This is a genomic window from Plantibacter sp. CFBP 8804 (assembly GCF_014841225.1).
Lineage (GTDB): Bacteria > Actinomycetota > Actinomycetes > Actinomycetales > Microbacteriaceae > Plantibacter > Plantibacter auratus.
Map to the genome: position 1 here is coordinate 1,091,926 of NZ_JACYTU010000001.1, position 15,659 is coordinate 1,107,584.

Sequence of the window (15,659 nt, forward strand, 5' to 3'; positions counted from 1 at the left end):
TCCGAACAAAACCCGTTCCAGCCCCCCACGATCCCGCGTCGCCGACGCCGAAGGAACCGCCCATGAGCCTGCTGCCCCGACCCGTCTCGCAGACCACCGACGCCTCCGCTCCCCCGTTCCGGTTGTCGGCGGAGTCGATGATCCGTACCGACCCGTCGGCGGCGACCACGGCCCGGATCCTCGCCGACGCCCTGCGCACCTCGACGGGGTTCGCCCTCCCGGTCGAGACAAACGGCACGGAGGAGGTCGTGGACTCCGCGGGTACGGACATCACGCTGTCGATCGACCCCAGCCTGTCGACGACGAGCGGGGCCTACCGATTGACCGCCGCGGTCTCCGGTGTCGAGATCGTCGGCGCGGACGCCGACGGGGTCCACCACGGCACGCAGACGCTCAGGCAGCTCCTCCCGCCGGCCAACTGGGCACCGACGGCCGGCGCACAGGACTGGATCGTCTCCGCGACCGTCATCTACGACGCTCCGCGCTTCGCCTACCGCGGCGCGATGCTCGACGTCGCGAGGCACTTCTTCACGGTCGCGCAGGTGCAGCGGTTCATCGACCAGATCGCCGCACTCAAGCTCAACCACCTGCATCTGCATCTCACCGACGACCAGGGGTGGCGCCTCGAGATCGCCGGGTGGCCGGAGCTCACCGGGATCGGTGCGGCGACCGCGGTCGGTGGAGGCACGGGCGGCTCGTACAGCGCCGACGACTACCGGGCGATCATCGAGTACGCCGCCGACCGCCGCGTCACGATCGTCCCCGAGATCGACGTCCCCGGACACACGAACGCGGTCCTCTCGGCGTATCCCGAACTCAACCCGGACGGCGTCGCCCGCGAGCCGTACACCGGCACGGAGGTCGGCTTCTCGAGCCTCGACATCCATGCCGAGTCCACCTACACGTTCCTCGAGGACGTGTTCACCCAGCTCGCCGCGATGACCCCGGGCCCCTATCTCCACCTGGGCGGCGATGAAGCGCTCGCCACCACTGAGGAGGACTTCCTCCACTTCGCCCGTCGGGTCTCCGAGTTGGTCGCCACGACGGGGAAGACCGCCATCGCCTGGCACGAGTTCGGCGCGTCACGCGACCTCGACCCCGGCACCATCGGCCAGTACTGGAACTACGTCTCCCCCGAGGACGGTCACGCCGACAAGCTGCGCTCGTTCGTGGATCAGGGCGGGCAGGTCATCATGTCTCCGGCGGACGCCGCCTACCTCGACATGCAGTACCCCGACGTCGCGACGGCAGGCCTCACCTGGGCGGACGGCCCCACGAGTGTCGAACGCTCCGCCGTCTGGGAGCCGACCGAGATCGTCGAAGGCGTCGGTGAGCAGGACATCCTCGGCGTCGAGGCCCCGCTCTGGACGGAGACCGTGGCCGACGTGCAGACGCTCGAGTTCCTCGTCTTCCCTCGTGTCGCGTCCATCGCGGAGATCGGATGGTCGGAGCGACGCGCGCCGGACTGGAGCGACTTCCGGGTCCGGCTGGCCGAACTTGCTCAGGGATGGTCGGCAGCGGGCATCGCCTTCCACCGCTCCCCCGAGGTCAGCTGGCTCGACTGATCCGAGCGACGGTCGGAAAGGCGGCCGGGAGTGATGCTCGCCCCCGAGCACCACTCCCGGCCTGTCGACGGGTACGCACGAAGGCGCCCCCTCCCGTCGAGATCTGCAACGTTTCGGGTCCGTTGCCCGATGCACACCGGCCGTGGCGCGCATCGTGGCCGTCCGAGGACGACCCAGCCGGGTCCCCGTCGCCGGGAATCCTGCTGTTCATCCTGAGAGAGTGCATCCCGAGCAGGTCATGACGCGGTTTCCCAGAACAATCGAAACGGATCTTCCTCGTCGCCAGCGGCTGTCCGCGAGGCACCTCGTGCCAAGATGAGGAATCGGCGTCATGATCCCGCTCCACCCGACTCTCTTGAGCGGGCACGGTGCCCGGTAGTGCGCAGCTCGCAGACGGAGGCATCATGAGCCTGGACACATCCCCGGCTTCATCGCTCACCGAGCGATCGGATGCCGAGCTCATCGAGCACACCCGCACGGGCTCGCAGGACGCCTACGCGGAGCTGTGGCGACGGCACTCGAACGCCGGACGGACCGTCGCCCGGTCCGTCACCTCGAGCCTCGATCCCGACGACCTCGTCTCGGAATCCTTCGCCCGCATCTATCAGGCGGTCCGCCGCGGGAAGGGACCCACCGGCGCCTTCCGCCCGTACCTGTTCACCACCATCCGGAACACGGCGGCCGCATGGGGCCGGTCGCGTCGGGAGACCTCACTCGACACCCTGGACTCCTTCGAGGACCCGGACACGAACGAGGCGTCCTCGATCGAGGCCCTCGACCGCAGCCTGAGTGCCCGAGCGTTCCGAAGCCTGCCGACCCGGTGGCAGGAGGTGCTCTGGTACACGGAGATCGAGGCGATGACACCTGCGGAGGTCGCGCCGCTCCTCGGGATGAAGGCCAACTCGGTGGCCGCGCTCGCCTACCGAGCACGCGAGGGGCTGCGCGAAGCGTGGATCCAGGCGCACCTGCAGGCCGTCGACGACGACTCGGAGCACGCCTTCACGATCAGCAGGCTCGGGTCGTACGCGCGCGGGAACCTCTCCGCCCGGGACACGGCCAAGGTCGAGTCGCACCTGGACGCCTGTCAGCGGTGCACCATCGTGGCCGCTGAGGCGAAGGAGGTCGGCTCGCGCATGGCGCTCGTCCTCCTCCCCCTCGTCGCAGGCGCCGCCGGTGCGGCCGGCTACACCGCGTGGTTGCAGACGAACGGTGCGTCGACGACCGCGGTCGCCGCGATGCCGGCCGGCGTCACCGGCGGGGTCGCACTGACGGCGCACCTGAGCACCTCGGTGGCGGCCTCCGGCGGAGCAGCGGCTTCCGGAGCAGCCGGTTCCAGCGGTGCCGCGTCGGGTGCCGGCGTCGCGTCGGGTGCGGGCGTCGCGGGTGCTGCGACGGCAGGTCTCTCCGGTGGGATCATCGCCGCGATCGGCGTCGGCGTCGTCGCGGTGGTGACCGCCGCCGCGCTCGTCCTGGGTCCGGTGGTGTTCCCGCCCGGAGCAGACTCGGCGACCTCCGTCTCCGCCGACGAGACCAGCGACCCCGTCGCCGTGCCGACGCCGGGCGCGACTCCGACCACGGGTCCGACGACGTCGCCGTCCGCGCCGACGACCCCGACACCCTCGGCACCGGTGCCCACTCCCCGGCCGACGCCCGGCCCGGGTGCGACGCCGCCTCCGGTCGCCGAGCCGCAGGTCCCGTCGCCGACGGCTCCGCCCATCGCCCCTCCCGTCGATCCGGTGGACCCCGTCGATCCGACGGACCCCGAGGAGCTCCCGGCGCCGACGATGGCCGCCGACACCGGTGGCGGCTTCCTGTGGCCTGCCTTCAGCGGTACCGCAGCGGCCGGCGCCACCGTCGACATCCTCGACGGAGAGGTGGTCGTCGCGTCGACGGTCGTGCCGGCCTCCGCTCGGCGGGCGTCCGCCACAGCCCCTCCCGAGACCGGGACCTGGTCGACCGGCCCGGTCGACCTCGGCCGCACGGGCACCTTCGTCCTGACCGTCCGCCAGACCCTGGGCGACGAGGTCTCCGTGTCCGCCGAACCGGCCACCATGTCGATCAGCGGGCCGGCCGTCACCGGGCTCCGGACGGTCCTGTCGGTGCAGTTCCTCGATCCGACCGGCCCGCTCGTGGTCGTCGGTGCTCCGAACGGCGCGGTCGGATACACGGTCGACGGTGGTGACGAGCAACGCGTCGCGCTCGACGCCGACGGTCGAGCGACGCTCACCGGCGCCGCCGTTGCCGTCGGGTTCCACGAGCTCAGCGTCTGGAGCGTCGACCCGTCCGACCCATCGCGCGTGGGACCTGCGACCTCCGTCGAGTACCTCTCGCTGACCGGACTCCTGAGTACCGACGCCGCCGTCGATCCGGCGACGGCCCCGCTCCCGGAAGCGGTTCTGGACACCGCACCGGAGGCGGTTCCCGCTCCGGTCCCGGTTCAGGCCATCGTCGACCCGATCGCGGATCAGACCCCGGTGGAAGCGGCTCCCGCGACGGAGCCGGACGTGCCGAGTACGACCGAGCCGGATCCCGCGACGGAGATGCCGGTGGCGACCGCGCCCGACGTCACCGCGCCGACCGATGGTGCAGACGCCTCACCGGCGCCGACGACGGACGAACCGGTTGTACCGTAAGCGGTCCCGCTCAGCGCGTCCGCAACGGCTCGTGCTCGATCAGACGGACTCGCGCTTGCGGGTGCGCAGCACGTCCGCCGCGAGGAGTGAGGTCGCGACCACGGCGAGGCACACGTACACCCACGGCAGCACGCCGAGACCGATCTCGGCGAGGAGCAACGCGCCGAGCGCCGAGCCGCCACCGATACCCGTGTTGAACGCCGTCGTGTAGAACGCGTTCGCGGTGTCGCGGATGCGCGGGCTCGCCGCGTGCAGGAGGCGCGTCTGCATGAGCGGCGGCAGCATGCCGAAGGCCGTCCCCCAGAGGAAGAACGCGACGAGCGCGCCCGGAAGCCAGCCTGCCGAGAGGGCGAGCACGCTCACCATGGCGGCAGACACGGTCAGGGCGACGAACAGCCCCGTGGTCGCACGCCTCGCGAAGACGCTGCCGGTGAGGATGAGGCCGATCGCGCCCGCGACGCCGTAGACGAGGAGGAGGATGCTGAGCTGGCCGGCCGGGACACCGACCTCGCCGATGAGGAACGGTGCGATGTAGGTGTAGAACGCGTAATGGCCCGCCATGATGACGCCGACCGCGATGCAGACGATCGCGACCGGGACGATGCTCGGATCACGGCCCGTGGCACCCGAGGCTGCCGCGTGCGACTCCTCCCGACCGACGGGCGGCAGCTTCCACCACACGACGACGGCGCCGAGGAGCATCGCCGCGGCGAGGACGCCGAACGCGAGTCGCCAGCCGAGCGCGTGCCCGAGCGCGGTGCTGAGCGGGACGCCGAGGACGAAGGCGAGCGTGCCTCCCGCGATCGTCACGGACACGGCGCGCGCGAGCTGCTCCTTCGGGACCAGGTGACCGGCGTACGCGCCGACGACCGCCCAGAAGACGCCATGGGCGAGCCCGCCGAGCACCCGGGTGGCGACGAGGAGCTCGTAGTTCGGGGCGAGCGCGCCGAGACCGGTGCTCACGCCGAGGACCACGATGACGGCCACGAGCAACGCGTGTCGCGGGACACGCCTGGTGAGGTGGATGAGCGCGGTGCTCGACAGCACCACCGTGAACGCGAACACGCTGACAAGGAGCCCGATCTGCGACTCGGTGACGCCGAGCGAGGTGCTCATCTCCGGGAGGAGGCCGGTCGGGATCATCTCGCCGGTGACGGAGAGGAAGGTGCCCGCCGCGAGCGCGATCAGGCCGACCCAGGGGAACGGCGGTGACGTCGGCTTGGAGGGTTCGGCGGCGCGCGCCGAGGAGGGCGAAGAGGAGGTCATCGGATTGCTCCAACGATGGCGTTCACTCGTCGGCTGACGTGGCGGACGAGTTCGTCTACGCGCTGATGTGCGCGCCCAGGGTCAACCGACATCCGGCGACCGCGGACGAGTCTACCCGAGGGCGGGAATGCGGAGGGCTCGATCCGACGTTGCAGCTGACGTGAAGGTGACAGAGAGGCCGCTCATGCGCATTGCAGAACTCGCTGAACGAACGGGTGTCCCGGCCACCCGGCTCCGCTCCTACGAGGAGGAGGGACTCCTGGCGCCCGTGCGCGCGTCGCACGCGCCCGAGGAGTACGAACCGTCCGCGATCGACCACGTCGTCACGGTCGACAACCTGTTCGACGCGGGGCTCACGACCCGTCTCGTGCGCGTGGTCCTCGATCTCGACGACGCACGCACCTCGCGTGCCGTGCCCGACTGCTCCCGCGCGACGGCCGAGTCGCTCCACGCGCAGATCGCCTCGATCGACGCCCGCATCGACTGCCTGCGACAGAGCCGCGAGACGGTGCGGTCGTACCTGCGGCAGTCCTCCCACGCCGACCTCGTCGACGAGCGGTCCGTCCCTGCGGCTTGAGCCGTCGGGTCCCGGTAACCTGAGTCGGTGACGAACTCGACCGATCCCTCCGCTGTGCCATCGACCACGCACGAGCGCTCCGTCCACTGGGTGCTCTCGATCATCTGCGAGGACCGGCCCGGCATCGTGCACGCGATCAGCGGTGCGATCGTCGAGGCCGACGGCAACATCACCGAGAGCCAGCAGTTCTCGAGCGATGACACCGGGCGGTTCTTCATGCGGCTCCAGGTCGAGGCGGCGGTCTCGCGCGAGCGCTTCGAGGCGGCCATCGCACCGGTCGTCGAGCGGTACGCCCTCCAGTGGCGGCTCGACGTCGTCGGTCGTCCGCTCCGGACGCTCGTCCTGGCCTCGACGGCGGCACACTGCGTCAACGACCTCCTCTTCCGTCAACGGGCCGGCCAGCTCCCGGTCGAGATCCCCCTCGTGCTCAGCAACCACGGTTCACTCCGCGATCTCGCCTCCTTCTACGGCGTGCCCTTCGAGGCGCTGCCCGTGACGGACGCCGCCTCGAAGGCGGCGTTCGAGGCCAGGGTCGTCGAGGCCGTCGAGGAGCACGACATCGAGCTCGTCGTCCTCGCCAGGTACATGCAGATCCTCTCCCCCGAGCTCTGCGAGCGCCTCGCCGGTCGCGCCATCAACATCCACCACTCCTTCCTGCCCGGTTTCAAGGGCGCGAACCCCTACAAGCAGGCGCATGCGCGCGGCGTCAAGCTCATCGGTGCGACGGCGCACTTCGTGACGAGCGACCTCGACGAGGGACCGATCATCGAGCAGAACGTCGTCCGCGTGGACCACTCCCGCTCCCCCGCGGAGCTCGTCGCCATCGGCCAGGACGAGGAGAGCCGCACCCTCACCCAGGCGGTGAAGTGGTTCGCCGAGGACCGCGTCCTCCTCGACGGTGCGCGCACGATCATCTTCCGCTGACCCGGAGCGGGCTCGCTGCCACGCGCCGTAGAATCGTGTGGTGTCTGAACGAACTCCCGCCGACGTGAAGATCGGCCCCAACGAGATCCTGCGGTTCTTCCTCGAACTCTTCGCCTTCTTCTCGCTCGGCTTCTGGGGCGTCGCGGTGTGGCCGTTCCCCCTGAACGTGGTCGTCGGGATCGCCGCGCCGGTCGTGGCGATCATCCTCTGGGCGCTGTTCCTCTCGCCGCGCGCCGTGATCCGCATCGACCTCTACGGCCAGGCGGTCGTCGAGCTCCTCATCTTCGCGGCGGCGGCGCTCGCCTGGTTGCACCTCGGGCAGCCGATCATCGCGACCGTCTTCGCCGTGGTCGCCGTCGCCAGTGGTGTCGTCCGCGGCCGGAAGCAGCTCGCATGACCGAGCTCCTGATCCACTCCGCCACCAAGGTCGACGTCGACGGCCACCAGGACGCCTTCTGGCTGCACGCGGTCGACGGGGTCATCCGCTCCACCGGCACCGGCGACGACTGGCGCTCCATCCCCGTCGGCGACGGCGCATCCGTCCACAACGCACACGGCGGCCACCTCACGCCGGGGTTCATCGACCTCCACGTCCACGGTGGCGGCGGGTCGTCCTTCGACGACGGACGCGACGCCATCGGACGCGCACTCGCGGTGCACCGGGCACACGGGACCACGAGGACACTCATCAGCCTCGTGTCGAACCCGGTCGACGCCCTCGTCGCGAGCCTCGAGGGGATCGCCGACCTCGTCGCCGAGGATCCGCTGGTCCTCGGAGCCCACCTCGAAGGTCCGTTCCTCTCACCGGTCAAGAAGGGCGCGCACGACCCCGGTGCGCTCATCGACCCGAGCCCGGCGGTCGTCGAACGCCTCATCGACGCGAGCCGAGGCACGCTGCGGCAGATCACGATCGCCCCTGAGCTGCCGAACGCCCTCGAGGCGATCCAGGTCCTCGTCGAGGCCGGCGTCATCGTCGCCGTGGGTCACACCGACGCCGACGAGGCACTGACGAAGACGGCGTTCGATCTCGGCGCCCGGCTCGTCACCCACGTGTTCAACGCGATGAACGGGATCCACCACCGCGCGCCCGGACCGATCATCGCCTCCTTCGCCGACGAGCGGGTCACGGTCGAGCTCATCCTCGACGGCGAACACGTGCACCCCGACGTCGCCAAGCTCGCCTTCGAGCAGGCACCGGGCCGTGTCGCACTCATCACCGACGCGATGGCCGCAGCAGGGTCCTCCGACGGCCGGTACCTCCTGGGAGCCCTCGAGGTCCAGGTGACGGACGGTTTGGCGCGGCTCGTGGAAGGCGACTCGATCGCCGGCTCCACGCTGACGCTCGACCGGGCGCTCCGACTCGCCGTCGCGAGCGGTGTCGCGGCGGACGCCGCGGTCGGTGCCCTCACGAGCACCCCGGCCCGCGTCCTCGGCATGGCCGACCGCTTCGGACGGCTGGCCCCGGGATACGCCGCGGACGCCGTCCTCCTCGACCACCAGTGGAACGTCCAGGCGGTCTGGGCCGACGGATCAGCCCTGCCGCGATGACGACGCCTCCCGTCCTCGACGCCCTCCGTGACGCCCTCGGCGACGCAGTCTCGACGACGGACGCCGTCCTCGCGGACGCACGGTCCGACAAGTCCGGACACATGTCGGACGCCCCGCCCCTCGCCGTGGTCTCCGCGCGTTCCATCGAGGACGTCCAGACGGTCATGCGCATCGCCACCGCGACCGGGACGCCGGTCGTGACGCGCGGAGCCGGTACCGGACTGGCCGGCGGCGCGCTCGGCGGCGCGGGCGAGATCGTCCTGTCGACGCTCGAGATGCAGCGCGTCCTGGAGATCAACGAACCCGACCTCCTCGCGGTGGTCGAACCGGGCATCATCAACGGCGCCTTCAACGACCTCCTGCTCGCCAGGGGGCTCTGGTTTGCGCCCGACCCGGCGAGCCGCGCGATCTCGACCGTCGGTGGGAACATCGCGACCGGTGCCGGCGGCCTGCTCTGCGCCAAGTACGGCGTGACGCGCGACGCAGTGCTCGCGCTCAAGGTCGTCCTGGCCGACGGTCGGCTCATCAGCGTCGGGCACCGGAGCGTGAAGGGGGTCACCGGCCTCGACCTCACGAGTCTCATGGTCGGCTCCGAGGGCGTCCTCGGCGTCATCGTCGAGGCGACCGTCCGCATCCGGCGCGTGACGCCGGGCACCGTCGCGACCATCGCCGGCTACTTCCCGAGCGTGGTCTCGGCAGCGGAGGCCACCGCCGCCGTCACCGCGTCCGGTGTCCAGCCGTCGATCATGGAACTGCTCGACCCCGTCGCGCTCGTCGCCGTGCATCGCTACCTGCAGCTGCCGACCCCGACCAGCGGCGAGGCGCACGTCGTGATCCAGACCGACGGCCCGAACGCCGAGGCGGAGGCCGCCGCGATCCTCGATGTGCTCCACGCCGGCGGCGGGCGTGCCGAGATGTCCACCGACCACGCGACGGGTGAGCATCTGTTGGCCGTCCGCCGTGCCCTGCACCCCTCGCTCGAGCAGTTCGGCACCCCGCTCATCGAGGACGTGTCGGTCCCCCGCAGTCAGTTGGCGGCGATGTTCACGGCGATCGGCGAGATCGAGCGCCGGTACGGCATCTCCATCCCGACGGTCGCGCATGCGGGCGACGGCAACCTCCACCCGAACTTCGTCTTCGAGGGTGTCGAGGTACCAGACCTCATCTGGCAGGCCGCCGACGACCTCTTCACCACCGCACTGCGGCTCGGCGGCACCCTCACCGGCGAGCACGGCATCGGCCTGCTCAAGAAGCGCTGGCTCGGCGACGAGCTCGGCGAAGATCAGCTCGCGCTCCAGCACGGGATCAAGCGGCTCTTCGACCCGGAGAACCTCCTCAACCCGGGCAAGATGTTCTGAGACCCTTCGACAGGCTCAGGGACCGGAATGGGGCGCGTTCAGGGACCGGAATGGGGCGCGCTCAGGGACCGACGACGGGCGGCCGGAGGCGTGCCCAGGGGCCGGAACAGGCTCCGGGAACGGGGAAAGGCCCAGGGTCCGGACGGATCCGGTCCCTGAGCCTGTCGACGGGCGTTACGCGAGCGATGCCTGTCGGGCGACGACCTGCGCGAGCACCGCGGGAGCCAGCGGGTGCTCGGGAGCGAGGCCGGTGACCTCCTCGACGAAGGTGCCCGGCGCGAGCTCGTGGAGCTTCGCCTGCAGGTGGACACTCTGCTCGTCGTCGGCGACGTCGAACTCGAGCGCGGCACCGATGGCCGAGACGAGGGCGTCGTGGGCCATGCCGCGCTCCGCCAGCTCCGCGGCGGGTCCGATGAACCGCTCGGTCCGGCTCAGCTTGCGCAGCGGCTGCCGGCCGACGCGCTCCACGGTGTCGGGCAGGTGCACGTTCGCGAAGCGACGGAGGATCGTCTCGCGGTACTCGCGTTGCGCGTCGACGTCGAGCCCGTGCTTGGCGACGAGCAGCGCGGAGGTCTCCTCCAGCACCGCACCGACGGCTACGGCGATGGACGGCTCGGCGAGTGCTTCGGCGATGGTCCCGATACCGGCGCGCGCACCGAAGTAGGCGACGGAGGCGTGGCCGGTGTTCACGGTGAAGAGCTTCCGCTCGATGTACGGCGCGAGCTCCTCGACGAAGTGGGCACCGGGGATCGACGGCAGCGAGCCGTTGAACGCCGGGGTCTCGATGGCCCATTCATAGAAGGTCTCGACGGTCACGTCGATGCCCTGCCCGGCGGGCTGGCCCGGGACGATGCGGTCCACGGCCGTGTTCGCGAACACTGCCCGGGTCGACAGCGACGCCCAGGCCTCGTCGCCGACCGCCTGGCGCACCTCGGTGGCGAGGAGGTCGGTGGCGTTGATCGCGTTCTCGCAGGCCATGACGGCGAGCGGAGCGGCGTCGGCCGGACGGGCGGCGATCCCCCGAGCGATGACCGGAGCGACGAAGCGCAGGATGGTCGGCCCGACGGCGGTGGTCACCACCTCGGCGGTGGCGATCTCCTGGACCAGGGCCTCCTCGTCGGTGGCACTGTTGATCGCGCGGAACCCGGTGACGACCGTGTCCTTCGCGCCGTCGCCCACCTCGTGCACCGTGTAGCTGTCGGCCGCGGCGATCGCATCGATGAGCTCGGCGTTGACGTCCGCGAAGACGACCTCGTAGCCGCCCTCGTGGAGGAGCAGGCCGACGAAGCCGCGCCCGATGTTGCCGGCGCCGAAATGGACGGCTCGCATCACTCGTTGACCTCGCTCAGGAGCGCGTAGAGCTCCTCAGGCGTCTCGGCTGCGAGCAGCTTGGCGACCTCGTCGTCCTCGGAGAAGATGATGGCGATCTTGGAGAGGATCTCCATGTGCCCGCCGTCCTTGCCGGCGATGCCGACGACGAAGCGGACCTCGTCGCCGTCCCAGTCGATGGGGGTCTCGTAGCGGGTGAACGACAGGGCGGAATCGCGGACCGCCTCCTTCGCGTCGTTCGTCCCGTGCGGGATGGCGAGGAGGTTCCCCATGTAGGTCGACACGGACTGCTCGCGGGCGAGCATGGCCTCGAAGTACTCGTCGGTCACGGCTCCGGCTGCTTCGAGGGCGTCGGCAGCGCGGCGGATGGCCTCCTCCTGCGTCACCGTCCCGGTGACGATGGTGATCCGATCCTGGGTCAGTACCTGCGACATGTCTTCCTCTGCATTCGTCGTGCGGGGCTCCGCCGGTGCGGTCCGGAGCCGGGTGAAGGGCGGTGGATGGAGCCCCGGGGCGCACGCCCTTCGCGTGCGCCCCGGGATCGTTCCGTTGCTAGTGTGCTCCCTCTCCGCGCAGCAACTCCACCACTTCGTCGTACTTCGGAGAGTTCATGAAGTTGTCGACCGACATGTGCACGGCACTCGGGGTCTTCTCCTTCGCACGCTCCGTCAGCTCGCGCTGGGTGATGACGAGGTCGACGTCGTCGGCGAGGTTCGCGATCGCCTTGTTGGTGACGGTGATCTCGTCGATGCCGGCCTTCTTGATCTTGTTGCGGAGCACCGAGGCGCCCATCGCACTCGAACCCATACCGGCGTCGCACGCGAAGACGATGTTGCGGATCGGGCCGCGCTCGAGCGTCGTGACGACGCCCTCATCGACGACGTCGGCACCGGCTGCGGCGCTTCCGGCGGAGAGGTTGCCGAGCACGCTCGACTTCTTCCCCTTGGCGGCTTCGGTCGCGGCGACGGCGGCCGAGAGGTCACCGGCGTTCTCGTTCTCGAGGTCGCGCTTCCGGCTGGCCCGCAGGATGATCGCGGAGATCCCGAACGAGACGGCTGCGGCGACGATGACCGACAGGATCACGCCGAAGTAGCTGTCGGGTGCGGTCTGGATGAGCACGGCGATGATGCTGCCGGGCGAGGCAGGGGCGCGGAGACCCGTGTTGAACGCGACGTTCGTCGCCACACCGGCCATGCCGCCACCGATCGCGGCCAGGACCAGCATCGGCTTCATGAGCACGTACGGGAAGTAGATCTCGTGGATGCCACCGAAGAACTGGATGATGACCGCGCCGGGGGCCGACGCCTTCGCGAGACCGATTCCGAAGAAGCAGAACGCGAGCAGGATGCCGAGGCCCGGGCCGGGGTTCGCCTCGAGGAGGAACAGGATCGACTTGCCGGTCTCCTCGGACTGCTGGACACCGAGCGGGGTCAGCACACCGTGGTTGATGGCGTTGTTGAGGAAGAGGATCTTGCCGGGCTCGATGAAGATGCTCGCGATCGGCAGGAGCGAGTTGGCGACGAGCCAGTCGACGATGCCCTCGAGGAAGCTGCTGAGCGCGGTGACGATCGGTGCGATACCGAAGAAGCCGCCGATGGCGAGGATGGCTCCGAGGATACCCGCGGAGAAGTTGTTGACCAGCATCTCGAAGCCGGCCTTGATCTTGCCGTCCCAGATCCGGTCCACCTGCTTCATGAGCCATGCGGCGAGCGGGCCCATGATCATCGCACCGATGAACATCGGGATCGCGCTGCCGACGATGACACCCATGGTCGCGATGGACGCGACGACGCCGCCACGCTCACCGTAGATCATGCGGCCACCGGTGTTCGCGATGAGCAGCGGGAGCAGGTACGTGATCATCGGGCCGACGAGGCCGACGTACTGCGGGAAGGTCGTGCCGTCGTCGGCCTGCGCGAGCGCCGTCGCGGCACCCTGCCAACCGATGAGGTCGGCGTTGCCGAAGCCGCCGAGGATCCCGTTCGGGAACCAGCCGGTCGCGATGAAGAACGCGGTGATGAGGCCCCAGGCGATGAAGGCCGCGATGTTCGGCATGACCATGCCGGAGAGGAAGGTGCCGAATCGCTGAACGCCGACTCGTGCACCTCCCGGCTTCTTAGGAGTAGACGTCGTTGTCATGATGATGTTGCCTCTTTCATTTCGGGAGTCGTTGCAGCGGTGGCCGCTGCCCTGGCTTCGGCCGCACCGTCGGCGGACAGTGCTGCTGCCGCGATGCGCCGTGCATCGTCGAGCGTGTACTGCTGGAGGGAGTGACGGACGTCGGCGAGCGCCGACGGTGACATGGACAGGGTGGTGGCGCCGAGTCCGACGAGGACGACGGCGAGGAGCGGGTCGGCGGCTGCTTCGCCGCAGATGCCGACCGGCTTGCCGTGGTGCTGGCCGGCTTCGCCGACGAGCTGCACGAGACGGAGGACCGCCGGGTGCCACGGGTCCTGGAACGCCCCGACGGAACCGAGCAGGCGGTCCGCGGCGAGCGTGTACTGCGTGAGGTCGTTGGTCCCGATCGACGCGAATCCGGCGTGGGCGAGGACGCGGTCGGCGAGGAGGGCGCTCGACGGCACCTCCACCATGACGCCGGGCGTCTTCAGACCGTACTCGGCGGCGATCGCCATGAAGTACTTCGTCTCCTCGACGGTCGACACCATCGGGGCCATGACCCACAGGTCGGCGTTCGTCGCCGCGTCGGCTTGGGCGAGCGCCGTGAGCTGCTCGCGCAGGATGTCCTCGCTCGCCCGCAGCGCACGGAGGCCGCGGAGTCCGAGCGCCGGGTTGTCCTCGTGCGCGTCGTTCAGGAACGCCAACGGCTTGTCGGCACCGGCGTCGAGGACGCGCACGACGACCTTCTGGCCGGGGAAGGCGTTCAGCAGCTTCTCGTAGTGCGCCCGCTGCTGCTCGACCGTCGGTGCGAGCGCCTGGTCGAGGAAGAGGAACTCGGTGCGGAAGAGGCCGACGCCCTCGGCGCCGAGCTCTGCGGCGGCGTCGGCGTGCTCGGCCGAGCCCAGGTTCGCGAGCAGCGGCACGGGGGTGCCGTCGGCCAGCGCACCGGGGACGACCGGTGCGTTCACGAGCGCGAGTCGGTCGGCGATGCGCTGCTCCGTGGCGGCGACGAGCTCGGGGGTCGGATCGACCGTGACCTCACCGGCTGCCGCGTCGACGACGAGGGTCGTGCCGTCGGTCAGTTCGGCTGCTCCGACGACGCCGACGATCGCGACGATCGACTTCTCGCGGGCGAGGATCGCCGTGTGCGAGGTCGGGCCGCCGTCGCTCGTGACGAGGCCCAGGACCAGGTCGAGGTCGAGGAGAGCGGTGTCGGCCGGCGCGAGGTCGCGGGCGACGAGGATGAACGGGTGGCCGGGCGAGGGGACGCCGGGGGCCGGCACGCCCATGAGGTCGGCGATGACCCGCTGCGACACGTCGTCGAGGTCGGCGGCGCGCTCCCCGAGGTAGCCGCCCATCGCGGCGAGCTGGTCGCGGAACGAGGCGAAGGCCGCGTGGACGGCCCACTCGGCGGTCTTGCCGTCCGCGAGCCGCGTGGCGATCTCCTCGGCGAGGGTCGGGTCCTCCGCCATCATCGCCTGGGCCTCGAGGACGTCACGAGCGGCACCACCGGCGGCGGCGCCTCGGGCCTCGAGCTCGCGGGCGACCGCGGCGAGGGAGGTGTTCGCGCGCTCGGTCTCGGTCGCGAGGTCGAGGGTGCTGGCGACGTCGGCGGGCGCGGGGAGCGGGTCGGCCATGCGGGCCACCGGGCCGACGGCGACGCCCTGGCCGATACCGATGCCCTGGAACGCGGTCATCGGACTACTGCTCGTCATGGTCGGTCACCAGGAGCTCGGAGAGCGTGTCGAGGGTGCCCTCGGCTGCGGCGCCCTCGCCGTCGACGGACAGGGTCACGTAGTCGCCGTGCTCGACGGCGAGCGCGATCACGCCGAGGATGCTCGCCGCGTTGACGGGCTTGCCGCTGCCCTTCGCGATCGTCACCGGGACCCCGGCGTCCTTCGCAGCCTGCGTGAACAGCTTCGCGGGCCTGGCATGCAGGCCGTGCGACGAGCCGATGCGGACGGTTCGAGTTGCCATGGGGTTACCTCCTGGTTGGTGATTGGATCGAGAGGACGAGTTCGAGGGCTCGCGCGCCGCCCTCGACGCCGAAGACGTCGCCAGGCAGGACGGCGACCGCGGTGCCGGTGGGCTCGGCCGCTGCGCGCAGCGCAGCCTCGTGGTCGGCGAGGTGGGCGCCGACGAGCAGGACGTCGACACCGTCGAGGGCGATCGTGCCGCCGAGGACCTGCGATTCGGCACCGGCCGCGACGGAGACGTCGACCGATCGGTCGGCTGCTGCGCGACGCAGGCGTTGGGCCATGAACGTGCTCGACGCACCCGCGCCGCAAATCACCAGGATCTTCATCGAACCTTCTCCAGAACCGCCGATTGCCTACCAACC

14 protein-coding genes are annotated in these 15,659 nt (G+C 70.4%); 7 read left to right on the forward strand and 7 right to left on the reverse strand.

The features are described 5' to 3' along the window. The first annotated feature begins 62 nt into the window (after positions 1–62). Positions 63–1,565 (forward strand): family 20 glycosylhydrolase, encoded by a 1,503-nt coding sequence (locus IFU11_RS05145; protein WP_192018311.1) that lies wholly within the window; start codon positions 63–65, stop codon positions 1,563–1,565. 404 nt (positions 1,566–1,969) lie between these two features. Further along, positions 1,970–4,198: a sigma-70 family RNA polymerase sigma factor gene (locus tag IFU11_RS05150; RefSeq protein ID WP_192018312.1), complete on the forward strand. Its 2,229-nt coding sequence runs from the start codon at positions 1,970–1,972 to the stop codon at positions 4,196–4,198. A 39-nt stretch (positions 4,199–4,237) separates the two neighbouring features. Here IFU11_RS05150 and IFU11_RS05155 read toward each other — a convergent pair whose 3' ends face one another. Further along, positions 4,238–5,464 carry an MFS transporter gene (locus IFU11_RS05155; protein WP_192018313.1) on the reverse strand — a complete coding sequence of 409 codons (1,227 nt, stop codon included), beginning with the start codon at positions 5,462–5,464 and terminating at the stop codon, positions 4,238–4,240. 184 nt (positions 5,465–5,648) lie between these two features. Here IFU11_RS05155 and IFU11_RS05160 point away from each other — a divergent pair, with 184 nt between their 5' ends. From IFU11_RS05160 to IFU11_RS05180, 5 genes are read left to right on the forward strand one after another with little or no spacing between them, the layout of a single operon-like run. After that, positions 5,649–6,041, forward strand: coding sequence for a MerR family transcriptional regulator (locus tag IFU11_RS05160; protein ID WP_191940665.1), 393 nt, complete (start codon positions 5,649–5,651; stop codon positions 6,039–6,041). A gap of 27 nt (positions 6,042–6,068) precedes the next feature. Next, positions 6,069–6,965, forward strand: coding sequence for a formyltetrahydrofolate deformylase (gene purU, locus IFU11_RS05165; protein WP_370582583.1), 897 nt, complete (start codon positions 6,069–6,071; stop codon positions 6,963–6,965). A 40-nt stretch (positions 6,966–7,005) separates the two neighbouring features. Further along, positions 7,006–7,362: a YrdB family protein gene (locus tag IFU11_RS05170; protein ID WP_234993927.1), complete on the forward strand. Its 357-nt coding sequence runs from the start codon at positions 7,006–7,008 to the stop codon at positions 7,360–7,362. After that, positions 7,359–8,513: an N-acetylglucosamine-6-phosphate deacetylase gene (gene nagA, locus IFU11_RS05175; protein WP_192018314.1), complete on the forward strand. Its 1,155-nt coding sequence runs from the start codon at positions 7,359–7,361 to the stop codon at positions 8,511–8,513. The genes IFU11_RS05170 and nagA overlap by 4 nt, the downstream gene beginning before the upstream one ends. Next, positions 8,510–9,871: an FAD-binding oxidoreductase gene (locus IFU11_RS05180; RefSeq protein WP_192018315.1), complete on the forward strand. Its 1,362-nt coding sequence runs from the start codon at positions 8,510–8,512 to the stop codon at positions 9,869–9,871. The genes nagA and IFU11_RS05180 overlap by 4 nt, the downstream gene beginning before the upstream one ends. Positions 9,872–10,045: 174 nt before the next feature. On the opposite strand, the gene IFU11_RS05185 is transcribed toward IFU11_RS05180, so the two are convergent. The 6 genes from IFU11_RS05185 to IFU11_RS05210 form a co-directional block, all read right to left on the reverse strand. Next, entirely contained in the window at positions 10,046–11,200 is a 1,155-nt protein-coding gene (locus tag IFU11_RS05185; protein WP_192018316.1) for a mannitol-1-phosphate 5-dehydrogenase, read from the reverse strand. Continuing rightward, a complete protein-coding gene (locus IFU11_RS05190) occupies positions 11,200–11,634 on the reverse strand; it encodes a PTS sugar transporter subunit IIA (RefSeq protein ID WP_064296632.1) in 435 nt (144 codons plus the stop codon). The genes IFU11_RS05185 and IFU11_RS05190 overlap by 1 nt, the downstream gene beginning before the upstream one ends. Before the next feature lie 118 nt (positions 11,635–11,752). Continuing rightward, the gene (locus IFU11_RS05195) at positions 11,753–13,339 is read right to left on the reverse strand and encodes a PTS mannitol transporter subunit IICB (protein WP_079705307.1); all 1,587 of its coding nucleotides are present in this window, start codon (positions 13,337–13,339) and stop codon (positions 11,753–11,755) included. After that, positions 13,336–15,015, reverse strand: a complete 1,680-nt coding sequence (gene ptsP, locus IFU11_RS05200) for a phosphoenolpyruvate--protein phosphotransferase (RefSeq protein ID WP_192018317.1) — start codon at positions 15,013–15,015, stop codon at positions 13,336–13,338. The genes IFU11_RS05195 and ptsP overlap by 4 nt, the downstream gene beginning before the upstream one ends. A gap of 4 nt (positions 15,016–15,019) precedes the next feature. Continuing rightward, positions 15,020–15,295: an HPr family phosphocarrier protein gene (locus tag IFU11_RS05205; protein WP_064296634.1), complete on the reverse strand. Its 276-nt coding sequence runs from the start codon at positions 15,293–15,295 to the stop codon at positions 15,020–15,022. A gap of 4 nt (positions 15,296–15,299) precedes the next feature. Next, a complete protein-coding gene (locus tag IFU11_RS05210; RefSeq protein ID WP_192018318.1) occupies positions 15,300–15,623 on the reverse strand; it encodes a PTS sugar transporter subunit IIB in 324 nt (107 codons plus the stop codon). Positions 15,624–15,659 lie beyond the last annotated feature (36 nt).